Origin of the sequence: Pseudophaeobacter sp. 1A09344, assembly GCF_041008745.1 — a bacterium.
In the GTDB taxonomy this organism is placed as follows: Bacteria; Pseudomonadota; Alphaproteobacteria; order Rhodobacterales; family Rhodobacteraceae; genus Phycobacter; species Phycobacter gallaeciensis_A.
Map to the genome: position 1 here is coordinate 83,152 of NZ_JAXGFS010000013.1, position 16,064 is coordinate 99,215.

At 58.6% G+C, this 16,064-nt stretch carries 16 protein-coding genes; 5 read left to right on the forward strand and 11 right to left on the reverse strand.

Annotation, left to right across the window (positions count from 1 at the left end; translation table 11 throughout):
• Positions 1–32: 32 nt before the first annotated feature.
• The 3 genes from SM765_RS19285 to SM765_RS19295 are packed head-to-tail and all read right to left on the reverse strand — an operon-like array spanning position 33 to position 1,636.
• Positions 33–653: a MotE family protein gene (locus tag SM765_RS19285; RefSeq protein ID WP_065272127.1), complete on the reverse strand. Its 621-nt coding sequence runs from the start codon at positions 651–653 to the stop codon at positions 33–35.
• Positions 653–1,108, reverse strand: a complete 456-nt coding sequence (locus SM765_RS19290; protein WP_274829376.1) for a hypothetical protein — start codon at positions 1,106–1,108, stop codon at positions 653–655. The genes SM765_RS19285 and SM765_RS19290 overlap by 1 nt, the downstream gene beginning before the upstream one ends.
• Positions 1,109–1,117: 9 nt before the next feature.
• The gene (locus tag SM765_RS19295) at positions 1,118–1,636 is read right to left on the reverse strand and encodes a flagellar basal body-associated FliL family protein (RefSeq protein WP_065272125.1); all 519 of its coding nucleotides are present in this window, start codon (positions 1,634–1,636) and stop codon (positions 1,118–1,120) included.
• Between the two features lie 118 nt (positions 1,637–1,754).
• On the opposite strand from SM765_RS19295, the gene fliF reads away from it, so the two are divergent.
• Genes fliF through fliP form a run of 4 tightly spaced genes read left to right on the forward strand, consistent with a single transcriptional unit; the run spans position 1,755 to position 5,056 of the window.
• Positions 1,755–3,425 carry a flagellar basal-body MS-ring/collar protein FliF gene (gene fliF, locus SM765_RS19300; RefSeq protein ID WP_065273660.1) on the forward strand — a complete coding sequence of 557 codons (1,671 nt, stop codon included), beginning with the start codon at positions 1,755–1,757 and terminating at the stop codon, positions 3,423–3,425.
• A complete protein-coding gene (locus tag SM765_RS19305; RefSeq protein ID WP_065272124.1) occupies positions 3,425–4,024 on the forward strand; it encodes an ABC transporter ATP-binding protein in 600 nt (199 codons plus the stop codon). The genes fliF and SM765_RS19305 overlap by 1 nt, the downstream gene beginning before the upstream one ends.
• The gene (locus SM765_RS19310) at positions 4,017–4,313 is read left to right on the forward strand and encodes a FliM/FliN family flagellar motor switch protein (RefSeq protein WP_065272123.1); all 297 of its coding nucleotides are present in this window, start codon (positions 4,017–4,019) and stop codon (positions 4,311–4,313) included. The genes SM765_RS19305 and SM765_RS19310 overlap by 8 nt, the downstream gene beginning before the upstream one ends.
• The gene (gene fliP / locus SM765_RS19315; protein ID WP_274837897.1) at positions 4,310–5,056 is read left to right on the forward strand and encodes a flagellar type III secretion system pore protein FliP; all 747 of its coding nucleotides are present in this window, start codon (positions 4,310–4,312) and stop codon (positions 5,054–5,056) included. Before SM765_RS19310 ends, fliP begins: the two co-directional genes overlap by 4 nt.
• A 274-nt stretch (positions 5,057–5,330) precedes the next feature.
• Here the strand turns inward: fliP and SM765_RS19320 are convergent, their stop codons facing one another.
• Entirely contained in the window at positions 5,331–5,723 is a 393-nt protein-coding gene (locus tag SM765_RS19320; protein ID WP_274837896.1) for a GFA family protein, read from the reverse strand.
• A gap of 106 nt (positions 5,724–5,829) precedes the next feature.
• On the opposite strand from SM765_RS19320, the gene SM765_RS19325 reads away from it, so the two are divergent.
• The gene (locus SM765_RS19325) at positions 5,830–6,564 is read left to right on the forward strand and encodes a helix-turn-helix transcriptional regulator (RefSeq protein WP_274837895.1); all 735 of its coding nucleotides are present in this window, start codon (positions 5,830–5,832) and stop codon (positions 6,562–6,564) included.
• Positions 6,565–6,702: 138 nt separating this feature from the next.
• Here the strand turns inward: SM765_RS19325 and SM765_RS19330 are convergent, their stop codons facing one another.
• The 7 genes from SM765_RS19330 to SM765_RS19360 form a co-directional block, all read right to left on the reverse strand.
• Entirely contained in the window at positions 6,703–7,806 is a 1,104-nt protein-coding gene (locus SM765_RS19330) for a flagellar basal body P-ring protein FlgI (RefSeq protein WP_274837894.1), read from the reverse strand.
• A complete protein-coding gene (locus SM765_RS19335) occupies positions 7,806–8,786 on the reverse strand; it encodes a flagellin (RefSeq protein ID WP_237028361.1) in 981 nt (326 codons plus the stop codon). The genes SM765_RS19330 and SM765_RS19335 overlap by 1 nt, the downstream gene beginning before the upstream one ends.
• A gap of 27 nt (positions 8,787–8,813) precedes the next feature.
• On the reverse strand, positions 8,814–10,259 hold the full coding sequence (gene flgK / locus SM765_RS19340; RefSeq protein WP_065272119.1) for a flagellar hook-associated protein FlgK: 1,446 nt from the start codon (positions 10,257–10,259) through the stop codon (positions 8,814–8,816).
• 45 nt (positions 10,260–10,304) lie between these two features.
• Positions 10,305–11,609, reverse strand: coding sequence for a flagellar hook protein FlgE (locus tag SM765_RS19345; RefSeq protein WP_065272118.1), 1,305 nt, complete (start codon positions 11,607–11,609; stop codon positions 10,305–10,307).
• A gap of 122 nt (positions 11,610–11,731) precedes the next feature.
• A complete protein-coding gene (locus SM765_RS19350) occupies positions 11,732–12,568 on the reverse strand; it encodes an OmpA/MotB family protein (RefSeq protein ID WP_274837893.1) in 837 nt (278 codons plus the stop codon).
• A 232-nt stretch (positions 12,569–12,800) separates the two neighbouring features.
• Positions 12,801–14,420, reverse strand: a complete 1,620-nt coding sequence (locus SM765_RS19355) for a long-chain-fatty-acid--CoA ligase (protein ID WP_274836088.1) — start codon at positions 14,418–14,420, stop codon at positions 12,801–12,803.
• Positions 14,421–14,441: 21 nt separating this feature from the next.
• Complete coding sequence (locus SM765_RS19360) at positions 14,442–16,064, reverse strand: GMC family oxidoreductase (protein ID WP_274837892.1); 1,623 nt, start codon at positions 16,062–16,064, stop codon at positions 14,442–14,444.

Below are 16,064 nucleotides of genomic sequence, written 5' to 3' on the forward strand. Positions count from 1 at the left end.
TAATCAACTGGGCCAAGTTCGACCGGCCCAAGTTATTCCGTTGGTACGGCGCCATTTCTTCCGGCCAGCACAACGCTGATCGTATAGGCCGCTTCGGGGCTCAAACCGGCCATGATGCCAGCCGCTGCCTCGGGACGCATGCGCGCCAGAAATCCGGCCGCAAAAGTCGGATCCATTTCTTCAAACAGTGCCGCGGATTCTTTCGGCTTCATCTGTTCGTAGACGGTGGTCAGCCGGGCCACATCCGCCTCGGTCGCACCATCGGCCAGGGCCAGAGTGGATTTCAGCTTCTCCTCGGCATCCTGAAGCGCTGCGAGTTTGGTGTCGATCGCCTGGTCCGCGATCTCCAGCGCCTTCATACGGTCCTCGATTTCAGCCTCGCGGGCTGCAAGAGCCGCTTCGCGTTCCTTGAACGCAGCCAGCATCGCCTGCAGCTCTGCCGAAGACGGCATCGATTCGCTGCGCATCTCGCCTTTATCCGCGTGATCTTCGTTGCCTTCCTTTTGAAGGCTGGCAACTTCACGAGCAATCGCCGGACCTGCGTCGAGACCGAGGCGAAGAATCGCTGACCCCATCAGCAGCAATGCAATCATCATCAGGGTGCCGCTTTTTGCGCGAGCGCCCTTCTTTGATTTCTTTTTCTTCTCGCTCATCACGCCACCCGATTCTGACCACGAGCGTGACGGACAAACATCAGACCGGAGGAGCTGGACGTATCCTCGGCCGGTTTTTCCGGCTCACCCTGCGATCCGTAGGCTTCCGCCAGAGCATCGTGTTCTTCGGTACCCTGGGCTGTGGGCTGCGGCGCTTCGGGCACTGCGGCTTCGGGCATGTCATGCATCGAGGCCATCATCAGCTCCAGCCGCTGGGCAACCGTCTCTGCGCGTCCGGTGAGCTGTTCCAACGCCTTGCTGGAGCCATCCGACACCTTCTGGGCCGATACGAGAGATTTGTTCAGGTCATCCACCTGCGCCGAAAGAACCGCGACGGCACCGCCGACGCCTTTTTCCAGATCGTTGAACCGTTTCAACCGGCGCGACAGCACCAGACAATAGAAACCAGCTCCAAGAGCTCCGGCTGCAAGCAGGATATCAGCAATAAGGTCCATCCTGTCCTCCTAGTTTAGTACGAAATCCATGATCAGCAGATCCCTCACGCGACCCTGTCCGGTCGCGATATTGATCCGCCGCAGCATCTGTGCGCGCAGTTTTGGCAGGGCCATCGGATCGGAAAGATCCTTAACCTCCAAAGCGCGTAGATAGCTGTTCAGAACATCGACAACTCGTGGGAGGACTTTTTCGACCTCGGCCTGATGGGCCAGATCGACCTCTAGTTGTGCACGGAACCGCAAATGCCGAATGCCGCTGGGACTTTGCAGCGATATTACAATCGGTTCCATTTCGATGAAGGCGAGATTGGCAATATCCTCTGCCGTCTCACCACTATCCACGCCTTCTGGCGCCTCTTCGGTCATATGCGCCGATTCGGGCGCTGCTTTGTGACCAAAAGGAAGAAGGCCTGACTGAACGGCGAAGAATCCGCCGCCCGCACCAGCTACCGCAAGCACAACCCCAATAATCAGGGGCATTTTGCTTTTTTTGGCTGGTTCTTCTGTATCTACTACAGCGTCTGTCATGGCTATCCCTAAAACGTCGTGCTCCTCTTCATAACCCGTGAGGAACTAACCGAATGTTAAGGCCGTTCGTTCAAAAAGGTTGCACGCCGGACAGAACGCCGGTGCGACGGAGGTTAATGTGCAGCAGATCAAGAATGTCTGGGCAGGTTTGGATACGCGGAAGCGCCTGATCGCAATTGGCGCGACTTTGGCCGTGATTCTCAGCATCCTGGCGATGTCCAATTTGGCAACCAAGCCAACAATGCAATTGTTATACGCCGGGCTGGAAAGCGGCACGGCCGGAGATGTGGTGAGCTCGCTTGAGCAGCGCAACATCCAATATGAAGTCCGCGGCGGCTCTATTTATGTGCCCTCGGACAAACGCGACGAGCTTCGGATGACCCTGGCAAGCGAGGGCCTTCCGGCCAACGGCGGGCGCGGTTACGAACTGCTCGATTCGCTCAGCGGGTTCGGAACGACTTCGCAGATGTTCGACGCCGCCTACTGGCGTGCAAAAGAAGGCGAGTTGGCCCGGACCATCGTCGGCAGCCCGCATATCACCCAAGCGCGAGTCCATATTGCCAATACTGGAACGAATCCCTTCCAGCGGACCGCAGATGCCACCGCATCGGTATCCGTGGTGCCGATGGGGTCGCCCATTACACCGGCGCAGGCCAACGCGATTCGCTTTCTGGTTGCCTCGGCCGTCACAGGCCTTGCGGTGGAAAACGTCGCCGTCATCGATGCCAATGGTGCCCTGATCGGATCCACCGAGGCTGCAGCAGCAGCGGGTGCAGGCTCCGATGACAGGTCGCAATCCATCCGCGATCGGGTCATGCGCCTTGTTGAGGCCCGAGTCGGCCATGGCAACGCAGTGGTTGAAGTCAGTGTCGAGACCGTAACCGACACCGAATCCATCCGCGAAAAGCGCGTCGACCCGGAAAGCCGTGTTGCGATCAGCACCGATGTGGAAGAACGCGCCGATTCGTCTCAGAACCAGGCCGGAGAGGTGACCGTCGCCTCGAATATTCCCGATGGGGATGCTGCATCGGGCCAGGGTTCCAAGGCGAACACCAGCGCAACGCGGGAACGGGTAAACTACGAAATCTCCGAAACCGAAAAAGAGATCGTCCGCGGCCCCGGTGCCATCAAGCGTCTCACCGTCGCGGTTCTGGTCAACGGTGGCATGGCGACCAACGAAGCCGGTGAAACCGTCTTTGAACCGCGCCCCGAAGAAGAACTGCAAGCCCTGCGCGAGCTGATTTCGGCCGCTGTCGGATTTAACGCGGACCGCGGTGATGTGATTACCCTGAAGTCGATGGATCTTCCCTCTGTCGAGCCGCAGGGCACGGTGGCCACCAGCTCCTTCATGGACAATCTGTATTTCGACGCCATGTCGCTGATCCAGATGGGGGCCCTGGCACTGGTTACCCTGATCCTTGGCCTGTTCGTTGTCCGCCCGATTCTGTCCAACAAAGGATCCTCTGTCGCCGCGCTGAGCGCACCTACCGGCGGTGCATTGCCTGATCTGCCCGCCTTGGGCGGAGGTGGCGACTTCATGTCGAACCCGGACATGGGTGCGAATCTCGCCCTGGACGGAGAAATCCAGGACAACATGGGCGGCGATTTCGCTCCACTTGGCGATATGCCCGGCATGGGTAGCGGCCTGGACGACCTGGGCGGACTGCCCGCACTGGGTGGTGGCGGCGAAAACCCCGTCGACAGGCTGCGCTCCATGATCGGTGAACGTCAGGAAGAAACCGTCCAGATTCTGCGCGGCTGGCTGGAAGAGAACGAGGAACGAGTCTGATGAGTATCACGCACCTTCTGGAAGACTTCGGCGGCGGTTCAGCCGTCGAAGCCCCCGACCCCGGGCTTTCCGAGGAGGCCGTCGAAGAACAAAGGCTGGTGTCCTTTGAAAAGGGATACAGCGCTGGCTGGGAAGACGCCATCAGCGCAAAGGATCAGGAATCAACGCGGATTTCGGCCACGCTGGCCAGTTCGCTTGAAGACCTGAACTTTACCTACCACGAGGCCCAGGCCCAGCTCATCGAATCGCTGGACCCGATGTTCAAGGTACTGACCAGTTCGGTCCTGCCGGATGCTATGTCAGCCACCTTTGGCCACCACATCGTTGATCAACTGACCGATATGGCCCGGTTCCAGACCGATCAGGCGATGCAGATCGTGGTGTCGCCCAGCGAAAGCCATGCGGTCCGTGCCCTTGTTGCGGAAAACATCTCGGTTCCGGTGAAAGTTCAGGAAGACGATACCCTGGCCGAAGGTCAGGCTTATCTGCGTGTCGGCGCCTCCGAACGCGAACTAAACAGCTCCGCGCTGCTCGAATCTATTCATGGTTCGATCGACGCCTTTACCTATCATGTCAGAGAGGACAGCCAGTATGGATAATGCAGCCGAACTCAATATGAAAGCCACCGATGCAAGCAACCCCTTCGTATCGGTTCCAGTGGAAGTGGTTGTTTCGGTCGGCAAGGCCCGGCCACTGATCCGCGATCTGGTCAACCTTGGCGAAAACGCGATCCTGACTCTGGACAAACGGGTCGAGGATCCGGTCGACCTTTATGTCGGGGACCGCCTGGTCGCCCGCGGTCAACTGGAAGAAATGGAAGGCGATCAGGCTGGCCAGCTTGCCGTGCGCCTGACCGAAATTGCCGATCTGCAAAACGGGCTGGGATGACACACAAACCTATCGCCTATGCGGCGCTGGCGCTTTTTCTGGCGCTGGCCCTGCCGCAGGCCGCCGTTTCTCAAGAATTGAGCCTATCATTGGCGGATGGACAGTCGATTTCGGCGCGGTCCATCCAGCTGATTCTGCTGATCACCGTGCTGAGCCTCGCGCCCGGCCTTTTGATCATGGTTACCTGCTTTCCGTTCCTCGTAACGGTGCTGTCGATCCTGCGCCAGGGCATGGGCCTGCAGCAGGCGCCGCCAAACATGCTGATGATCAGCCTGGCGTTGTTCCTGACCTATTTCGTGATGGAGCCGGTATTCAACGAAGCCTGGGTGAACGGGATCAGCCCGTTGATCGAAGAACAGGTGGACGTCGAAACCGGCATTACCCGGGGGCTGGAACCCTTCAGAGCCTTCATGGCAAACCGGCTGGATCCGGACACCTTTTATGCCATCGCAGATTTGCGCCCAGCTACCCAAGGGATCGATCCAACAGCCGATGCGCCGCTGTCTGTTCTGGTCTCCAGCTTTCTTCTGTCGGAAATCGCGCGGGCATTTCAGATTGGCTTTCTGGTCTTTCTCCCCTTCCTGGTTATCGACCTGGTGGTCGCTGCGATCCTGATGTCCATGGGTATGATGATGGTGCCACCCGCAGTGGTCTCCCTGCCCTTCAAACTGGCGTTCTTCGTCGTCGCCGATGGCTGGAGCCTGATCGCAACCGCCCTGGTACGCAGTTACTATCCATCCTAGCCAGACCGGCAGACAATCAAGACAGATCTCAGCCCTCCGAACAGCGGTTCGGGGGGCTTTTATGTTATGTTCCGTGAGGCGCTGAGTTTGTTTCTGGAAGAGATCCTTTAATTCTCATGTCTCTTAAAACTGCCCCGTGTCTGCTTGCGAAACGATGCGCATTCTTCACCACATGCATCAGCCACAAGCAACGAGACACGATCTACAAAACATGTGGGTCCACTGTGCGGACAGAGCAGGCATTCATCACAATGGTTTGAGTGTCCGCAAATACTTACTCAGGATGCCCGACATTCTGGGGTGCATCATCGCAGATTTCATACCATGAGGGTTTTTCGCCAACGAATTCGTGTAATTGATTCACAAGGTCCAGATCGCCATCCAGAGTGTTCGCGGCAATTGGAAAACTGTCTTCAGCCGATAAAATCTCACCCAAGGACGTGCCACAGATTTTGCAGAAGCAGCGCGAGTAGATGTAGGGCGCAACCGGCTCGAACACCTGCACGCAGTCTTTGCCTGAGATCCATTTCACGTCTTCGCCTTTGACAAATGCAATCGTACTTGCGCCAACTTTTCGGCACCGCGAGCAGTGGCAAGTTCCGACAAATGAAGGTGGGTTTGCCAGCTCAAATTGAACGGCTTGGCAGCAGCAACTTCCTTTAATCATGGTGGTCTCACTTTCTGTTTAAAGCACCGTCCTGTCATGTTTTCTGAGCGCGATAAATATGGCATGCTGACAGCATAGTGGCAGCATAAGGCGAAGGGGTGTGATCATGCGCAAGGCAGAGCGCCTGTTTGAGATTGTTCAACTGCTGCGGCGCGTGGGTGGCCCTGTCTCTGCTGAAAAGATCGCGCAGGAACTGGGGTCGTCGAAGCGCTCGGTATATCGCGATATCGCGGCCTTGATGGCGCAAGATGTCCCGATCCGTGGTGAGGCTGGTATCGGATATGTTCTTGAAAGAGGCTTTGACATGCCGCCGTTGATGCTGACCTCGGACGAGTTGGATGCCGCTGTATTGGGCGCGCATTGGGTTGCCAGCCGGGGGGAGCCAGACTTGGCAAAAGCTGCGCTCAACCTGTTGGCTAAGATCGAGGTGGTGGTGCCTGAACGGTTGCGCGGGCATGTATTGGAACCTGCAACCAGCATCGCCCCGGTAAGCCCGACTGCAGAGACAGTGGATGCCGCACTGCTGCGCAATACCATCCGTGCCCATAGAAAGCTGGCACTGGTCTATCGTGACGGAAACTGCACGCATACCAGCCGTGTGGTTTGGCCTGTCCTCCTGGGCTATAGGGATGAGGGCCGTATTCTGGCCGCGTGGTGCGAGTTTCGCGGCGGGTTTCGTTACTTTCGCACCGAGCGCATGATTTCGGCGGAGCCATTGGAACAGCGGATACCGGAAAATGCACGGGCGCTGCGGACCCGGTGGCGGTGTGCGATGGACCTTGAGCGGGAAAATTTTGTGGCTTTGGATCAAGGTTTTCAGCGCGGCCTTGAAACCGAGTAACTCAAAAGCCGACATTCGTGCGTTGCGCAGCATTTGGCAAGTTGGGCTCAAAGCCGACAAACGCGTTTTGCAGACATGGCCAAAGAAAAACCCGGCCTGCTTCTGCGGACCGGGTTTTCACGCCGTTTCTGTTTCGCGTCAGCGCACAACGAATTCCGCGTGCAAAGCTCCCGCTGCTTTCAGGCTTTTGAGAATATCGATCATGTCACGAGGCGAGACGCCCAGCGCATTGAGGCCAGCGACGACTTCGGACAGAGACGTGCTTTCCGGAACCTCGGCCAGCTGGATGCCCTCTTCCTCTTCGATGGCAGCTCCGGTGCGCGGCACGACAACCGAGTCCCCATTGCCGAACGGGTTGGGCTGCACCACCAGCGGTGCTTCTTCGATCCGGAGGGTCAGATTACCCTGAGCAACGGCCACCCGCGAGATCCGCACGTCGCTGCCCATCACGATGGTGCCCGACGCCTGGTCAATGACCACCCGCGCCTTGCGCTGCGGCTCGACAAGGATGTTTTCGATACGGCCAACCGCGTGGGCGGTGGAGCGCGCACGGGTACGCTGGATATCCACCTCAACCGTGCCAGAGTCCCGCATCAGGGCAACGCTACGGCCGAATTCAGCGTTAATGGCCCGTTCGATCCGTCCTGCGGTGGTGAAATCCGGTTCACGTAGCGCCAGACGCATCGACGAAAGAGAGGACAGATCGAAATCGATCTCCCGCTCAACCCGGCCACCTGCCGGGATCACACCAGCGGTCGGCACGCCCTGCGTCACACTGGCGGCCTCCCCCTCGGCGACGGTGCCACCGGCCAGGATGGTCCCCTGAGCCACGGCATAGATCTGACCGTCGGCCGCATTTAGCGGCGTCATGATCAGGGTGCCGCCCATCAGGCTTTTTGAGTCGCCAATGGCCGAAACCGTCACATCGACGTTGCCGCCAACCCGCGCAAACGGTGGCAAAGTTGCCGTCACAAACACTGCGGCCACGTTCTTCGGACGGAATTGTTCGCCCGTCACGTTAACGCCCAGGCGCTCCAGAATGTTCGACATGATTTCTTCGGTGAAAGGCGAATTGCGCAGACCATCACCGGTGCCATCCAGCCCCACAACCAGGCCGTAACCAACCAGATCATTGCCGCGCACCCCATCAAATTCCACCAGATCCTTCAACCGGATCGCGCTGGCCTGAGCCATCGCAGGCAGAAGCAGACAGGCGATGAGGAGACGTAGAAATTTCAACATTACATGTACCTCAGCAGCGACAGTTGGGAACTACGCGAGGTCACCGAGTATAGGCTTTCCAGCTGCAGCTGAGCTTCTTCTAGGCGTGTATGCGTTTCATAGGGGTCCGCGTTGATCAGGTTGTTTTTGGCGATGCTCAGACTGGTTTCGGTCGCGGTGTTGCGTGTACTCACGCGCTCCAACTGCCCTTCAATAAAGCCGATGCTAGCCTGTTTATCGATGAGCTGTTCGGTGCTGTTGAGCAGTTCAGTCCCAGTCATCTTGGCAAGCTCAACCTTGGTGGTGTCGCTCAACCCCAGCGCGCTTTCGTTGACCAGAGCCGCGATGGCAAAGCTTTGCAGCGGGTGCTTCAAAGCAGGATCATCGGCACGCAACGCAAGCGATACGGTTTCCCCATCGGCGACCTCGACCGGTGACAGATCCTTGGTGGAGCCCACATACATGGCATCGTCAAACCCCATCGGATCGGCGAACCAATCCTTTACCGCCTGCACGATGTCCGTTGCGCTTGTCAGCCCCGAAACCTCGGACACCAGTTCGGTCATCAGCGTACCTGCATCATTCAGCGGCGAGGTAGAGGTGGCGGTGCCGGCAAACAGGCTGCGGCCACCAGCCCAAGAATTCAGCTTGCTGATGGCATTATCCAGCTGGATCCGTCCTTCCGCACCGAAACGTTCTGCATCGTCAGGCTTGAGCGTTGGCGTCAGGCCCAGCAAATTGTCACGCATGGTCTGAGCCGAAGATTGAATGAGTTCCAGGCTGCCCTGCATGCCCGTTGCAAAAAGCTTTGCCTCGTTGGTGGCAATCACATGGCTTTCCAGGCGGGTCAGGTTGGTTTCGATATCGGAAAGATACGTGAAATCACCACCCAGTCTGGCGGTAATATCGGAGAGTTTCCCGCTGGCAAGCTCTTGCCCCAGCCTTTCGATATCCTGCTTCAGCTCGGCGTTGCGGTTACGCAAGAACATATGCTGCGCCATGTCGCCATAGGACTTAATAATCATTGATCAGATCCCCAGAATAGTTTCCAGCAGGCCATCCACGACGGACAACACCTTGGCATTTGCACCATAGGCTTTTTCATACAGCATCAGGTTCTGCAGCTCGGCATCGGTATCGACACCAAAGCTCGCCTCGGTCTGGGCCATTTCGGTATAGCTGGCTGCCGCAAAGGTCAGCGTGTTCGACGCGCTGTTGTCGTCGCGGGCAAACCGGGACAGCAAGACGGAACTCAGCGTCGAGGCATCGCCACTGACACTGCCAAGACCTGTCGAACTCAGAGAACGGTTTTCCTTCAGGGCCTCTGCGTAGCCATTGATCAGACTACCGTCACCGGGATCACCCTGCGTGGCTGCATAAAGCCCGTCCCTGAAACGCCAGGTTTCCGCCTGACCATCCATGGCAACCAGATCATTCAGCTCCAGTCGGCCGGAAATCCCAACCGTGTCGGCGCTATCGAAGAAGTTGCCACCATCAGTGAAGATACCCGCATCCGTGGCGCCGATCGTGGAATCGAGTGCCGGATCCTGGAACCGTTCGATCAGATCGCGGGCATAGGCATCAAGATCGTCCTGCGCCTTCACGGCCAGCACGTCACGGACCTGGAACTGAGCAACCAGTGTACCGCCTCGGATGGGGCCGTTTGCGCTTGTGCTGATCGGTTTGCCATTCACCTCAAGCCCTGACAACAGCCCGTTGTCCTGGGTCATATGAGGCAGCATGTCACTTTTGGGAGAGAAGCTGAGCTCAGAAGCTTTACCCTCCAAGAGCGCAGTGCCACCGGAGGAATAGAGCGCGATCCTGCCACCATCCCGGTTGATAACATTAACCGGGATGATCGCGTTGATTTCATCAACCAGCATGCTGCGTTGGTCAAGCAATGTCGTGGTGTCGGCCCCCGCAGCTTTGGCCACGACAACGCGGGCATTCAGCTTTTCAAGCTCCTTCAGGGTGGAATTCACCTTGTCGACCTGAATACCGATCGAGGTATCGGCCTGAACCCGCATATCGCGGAGCCCGTCAGCCGCGTCGGTGATCGAGCGGACCAGAAGGTCCGCCTTCACCGCCAGATCATTCAAACGCGGCGTGGAGTCGGGCCGAGACAACGTCTCGACCAGACTGCCGTCGAAGTTGGCCATCTGCGATGCGATCGAAGATTCATCGTCAACGCTGCCGACAAGGCTACTCATCCGCGCGTAAAAAGTCGCGTTGACTTCAGCCACGGCATATTCAGCCTCAGAATCGCGGCGCGCAGAGACCACCCCCGGATCGACCATGCGCTGGACCGCACCGATTCTCACCCCCGGAGAGTAGGCATTCGCATTCAGATCCAGTGTCCGCCGCGTGTAACCCGGGGTCAGCGCGTTGGCGAGGTTCTCGGACACGATCTGTGAAGATCGCGACGCAGCATTCAATCCGCTCATCGCGGAGTTAATTGCACTTGTGATAGACATGATCAGCCTGCTCTTTCTAAGCCGGGGTCCTTGCGCATCAGCGCGTTAACGCTTGATGTTGGTGGTTTCCTGAAGCATCTCGTCGACGGTCTGGATAACCTTCGCGTTCGAGGAATAGGCCCGCTGCGTCTGGATCATATTGGTCAGCTCACCCGCCACATCGGTCGAAGATTCCTCACGCGTGAAGCCAGCAATTTCACCGGTGGGTCCATCGCCCGCATTCCACAGGAAGAACGCACCGCTATCTGCTGACGGGAGGAAGGTCTGATAGTCCAGCGACACCATCCCATTGGGGTTAGGCATATCGACCAGCGGGATCTTGTAGAGGATGCGGCTTGCGCCAGTGCTATAGTTGGCCCGCACAAAGCCAGACGTGTCTACATCAACCCCAAGCAAGTTACCCGCAGTCGCACCATCCTTGGTGATGGTCGCGGGGGCAAAGGTATCGGAAACCTGGGTGAAACCATCATTTTCACCGATCAGGCCGATATTGATTTCGATCGGGCCGCCATCGACAGTAACGATAACACTACCGGTCGCAGCATCATACGCACCACCGCTCACATCAGTTACCGAAGCCAGATTGCCGCCATCGGTGCGACTGTCGTCAAATTCCAGAGTATATTCACCCACAACCGCGCCGCCGCTGGCGGTATCTTTGATGGTCATCGTCCATTGGTTGGATTTACCGGTCGCGGGCACCGTCGGAGTGAACTCGATATCCAGATTTTCCGAGGATCCAAGGTTGTCGAAATACTCGATCGACAGGGATTCAACCCCTGAGGTTGCGCCAGCCTCCGTCGCTGTCGCAGGCAGGTTGGCACCAATCTGCATTTTGGTTGTCGGCTCGCCGACCAGCTGGTTCTTATTCAGATATATCGGCTCCAGACCATCGCTCGAGTCCACAGCGCCGGCCAAGGTGTTCCCGGCAGCATCTGTCGGCCATCCAAGCAGTGCCAGCCCCGATTCCGTTGCGAGATAGCCATCGGAATTCATGCTGAAGGATCCCGCAGTGGTCAGCCGCATCGACGGCGCGCCATTACCTGCTGCAATTTCCGAAAGGGTCGTCACAGGCAGGAAGCCACCGCCGTCGCGCACTGCCAGGTCTGTCGGATTATCTGTCGTCACCAGGGGGCCGCGCTGATCAATCAGACGCACATTGGTGGTTCGCACACCGCCCGCACTATAGGCACCGCCAGAGGACCCCGCCACGATCGAATGGAAATCCGTCTGGACGCGCTTGTAGCCAGCGGTAGAGGAGTTCGCGATGTTATCGGAGATGGAGGCCAGTCGGCTGGCATTCGCGCCGAGCCCGGATACACCCGCATATAGCGACGAAGAAATGGTCATAGCACGCCTTTCTGCTGCTTCAAATTCTTGATGCAATAGCTAGCGCACGAGCACTTAACGGGCGGCTAACAGATAAAATCCAATCTATCTGTCGCCGCCCGGTGGTGGTTAATTGTCATGTTTTACTTGCGCAAAAGGGTGATTTCGACGCGGTTGTTGCGAACCCGCATGGGGTTTTCAACGGCCAGAGTACGATCGGCATAGCCTGTGATCCGATGGATTCGGTTGGATTTCAGACCACCCGATTCGAGTAGCTGGCGGGCGGCATCAGCCCGGGCGTGCGACAACTCCCACACCGGGTTCTTGGCAAGCACCACAGGCTGGGACCGGATGTGCCCCCCAATGGCGATACCGTTGGCCACCGTACCGCTAACCCGGGCCACCATGCGCACCAGATCGCGGAACAAGGGCGTCGGTTCTGCTGTACCATCTTCGAACAGCGCTGCGTCTTCGGTTTCGAACAATTCGATGATCAGACCTTCGTCGGTGACCCGTGTCACGATATGGCGCGCCAGGTCGGTCGAGACCATGCTTTCACCGCCAAGCCCTTTCAGCTCCTCTTCGACGACCCGGAAAACCTCCTCTTGGGCGGACTGCTCGCTTGCATCCATTAGCCCGGTCGCGCCTTGAGCCTGCCGCGCATTTGTCGGGTGTTCGTCCGTCGCGCCAATGCCGCTTTGCGGTTTGACGTCCTCGGTGAACATGCTGTCCCCGCTGAACGCGCCGTTGCCGCCACCGGAGACCCGGCTGAGCGGAATGGACGGCGAGAAATAGTCAGCCAGACCTTTGCGCTGCTTTTCAGTGGTCGCATTCAGGAGCCACATCAGAAGGAAGAATGCCATCATCGCGGTCACGAAGTCGGCGTAGGCCACCTTCCATGCACCGCCGTGATGACCATCGCCACCACCTGACTTTTTCTTCTTGATAATTATCGGAGCTACATTGCTTTGAGCGCTCATTTCAACCACCACTTTTTTTCACCCACAATCGGGGTATCAGGCAGTGTGTTAATCAGATCTTAACAGCTAAAATTGGCTGCTATTAAGACATCTAAACAAATGATTTAAGGGCATAAATGTGGTTTTCAGGGGTGAACCGAGACGACCCCAAGTCAACGATGTGGCAGCTTTGTGGCGAAGGTGTGGCGGAGGTCTGACCCCGCCACAAAAAGGGCGGGATCAGAAGGGTGTTTCAAGCGCCCAAAAGGATGTCGCCGAATGATTCGCGCAGCTTGTTCTTGAGCACTTTGCCGGTGCCGCCCAGCGGCAGATCATCGGTAAAGACCACGCGGTCCGGAATCTGCCAGCTCGCAACCTTGCCTTCGTAATGCGCCAACAGCTCTTCTTCGGTCAGACTTTCGTCGGAACGCACCGCGATGACCACCGGACGTTCATCCCACTTGGGGTGCCGAGCCGCGATGGCAGCCGCCTGAGCGATCTTGGGGTGGGACATGGCGATGTCTTCCAGTTCCACCGTCGAGATCCACTCACCACCCGACTTGATGATGTCCTTGGACCGGTCGCGGATGATCATATAGCCATCGGCATCGATGGTGGCGACATCGCCGGTATCGAACCAGCCATCCATGGTCAGCGCGCTGGTGTCATGGCCAAAGTAGGTATCGATGATCCAGTGACCGCGGATCTGCAACTCGCCCTGGGTCTCGCCATCCTCGGGCAGGCGTTTGCCCGCCTCGTCCACGATGCGCAGTTCGACACCATAGGGCGGACGCCCCTGCCCTTCGCGGATCTTGCCCTTTTCCTCGACGCTCAGGTCGTCGTGTTTCTGCAGAAGGTTGTTGAGCGTACCCAGCGGGCTGGTTTCGGTCATGCCCCAGGCATGGATCAACTCCACCCCGTATTTGTCGCGGAAGGTCGGGATCATAACCGTCGGCAGGGCTGAGCCACCCACAACGGTACGCTTCAGGCTTTCGGCCTTGCTGCCGGTCTTCTCCAGCGCCTGCAACAGCCCCATCCAGATGGTCGGCACGCCCAGCGCAAGGGTGACCCGCTCGCCATCGATCAACTTGACCAGGCTTTCCCCATCAAGATGCGGCCCCGGCAGAACCAGCTTGGCGCCTACAGCCGCTGCAATATAGGGAACACCCCAGGCGTTGACGTGGAACATCGGCACCACCGCCATCACCGTGTCGCGCGCCGAGATCGCCAGCCCGTCCGGCTGGTTGCCGCCCATGGAGTGCAGCACTGTGGTGCGGTGGGAATATTGCACGCCCTTGGGGTTGCCCGTGGTACCCGAGGTATAGCACAGGCTCGACGGCGTGTTTTCATCAAGGTCGGGCCAACTGTTGTCATCGCCTTCGGCGGCCAGCAGTTCGTCGTAGAACAGGATGCCTGGCACGGCCTCGGCGGCCGCCTCATCCCGCGGCCCCATCAGCACGATGTGTTTCAGCGTTTTCAGGTGCTCTTTCAGCTTGCCCACCGCAGGCACAAAGGTGGCGTCGATGAACAGCACCTGATCCTCTGCGTGGTTGATGATGTAAATCAGCTGTTCCGGCTTCAGGCGCGGGTTGATCGTGTGACAGATCATCCCGCCACCGGAGACACCGAAATAGATTTCCAGATGGCGGCGGTTGTTCCAGGCGATGGTGCCGCAGCGCTCTCCTGCCTTGATGCCAAGACGCTTCAGCGCGGCGGACAGTTTGCGGGCATTCGCCTCGATCTCACCCCAGTTGGAATGCACGACCTCGCCCGAGGTTTCGACCGAAGTCACGGTGGTGTTGCCGTGGTACCGGCCCGCGTGTTCGATCAACGAGCTGATCGTCAGCGGTTTGTGCATCATCTTGCCAAGCATTTTGCCTTGCTCCTCCAAAATTCACTCGGCGGCCAGAGCCGCCCGGTTGCGGATCAGATCCGCGGCTTTTTCTGCGATCATGATGGTCGGTGCGTTGGTGTTGCCCCCGATCAGCCGCGGCATGACCGATGCATCCACAACGCGCAGGCCCTCCATGCCGCGCACTTTCAATTCCGGATCGACGACCGCCATTTCGTCCTGCCCCATCCTGCAGGTACCCACCGGATGATAAATCGTATCCGACCGCGCGCGGATGTGCTGCTCCAACGCTGCGTCATCCGGCTCACCTTCGATGAACAGCTCCTTATGGATGTAGCCCTGCAAGGGCGGCGTCTGCATGATCTGCCGGGTCTTGCGCACGCCCCTGATAAGGGTGGTCAGATCCTCGGGATCGGACAGGAACTGCGGATCGATCCGCGGCGGCGCCATCGGATCGCCCGAGGTCAGCCCGACCGAGCCACGCGATTTAGGCCGCAGCACGCAGATATGGCAGCTGAAGCCATGCCCCAGATGCAGCTTGCGGGCGTGGTCATCGACGATGGAAATGACGAAATGCAGCTGCACATCGGCGCGCTCCAGCGTCGGATCGGTTTTCAGAAACGCCGCCCCTTCGGCAAAGGGCGTCGCCAGCATCCCCTTGCCAGTCTTGCGCCAGTCGTTGATGTGTTTCAGCAGGTTGACACTGCCCGGCAAAGAGATCCCGAAATTGTCCCGGTCCTTGCTTTTGTAGGCGAGGGTGAAATCGAGATGATCCTGCAGGTTCTGCCCGACGCCGGGCAACTCGTGCACCATACCAATCCCATGCGGCGTGATATCCTCCGGGCGCCCCACCCCCGACAGCTGCAAAAGCTGCGGTGAATTGAAGGCGCCACCGCAGAGGATCACCTCGCGCCCGGCGTTGACCGTAAGATCCTGCCCGCCCTTCCGGTACGCAACGCCGGTGGCACGCTTGCCCTGAAACAGCACCTTGGTGGCGTGAGCGCCGGTGATCACCGTCAGGTTCGCGCGATCCATTACCGGGTGCAGATAGGCGGCCGCGGCCGAGCAGCGCTCGCCATTCTTCTCCGCCGCGTGGAACTGCGTCACCTGATAAAGGCCGATGCCTTCATTATCTCCAGTATTGAAATCCGCCGTCTCGCGGATCTGCAGCGCCTTGCCCGCCTCGACAAAGGCGCGGGTGATGGGGCGCGGGGATTTCTGGTGACTGACCTGCAGGGGGCCATCACCGCCATGCACCGCATCGCTGCCAGCTTCGTTGTTTTCGGCGCGCTGGAAATAGGGCAGCACGTCACTCCAGCCCCAACCATCACAGCCCAGCGCTGCCCATTCATCATAGTCACCCGCATGACCGCGCACATATAGCATGGCGTTGATCGCACTGGAGCCGCCCAGCGCCTTGCCGCGCGGCTGGTATCCCTTGCGCCCGTTCAGGCCCGGCTGCGGCACAGTCTCAAACGCCCAGTTGTTGATCTTGGGACGACCCGGCAGCATGGCAACCACCGCCGCCGGTGCGCGTACCAGAATGCTGTCACCGCGCCCGCCTGCCTCCAGCAGGCAGACGCTGGTGTTCGGATCCTCGCTGAGCCTCGAGGCCAGAGTTGACCCTGCTGAACCGCCCCCCACAATCACATAGTCGAACTGCAT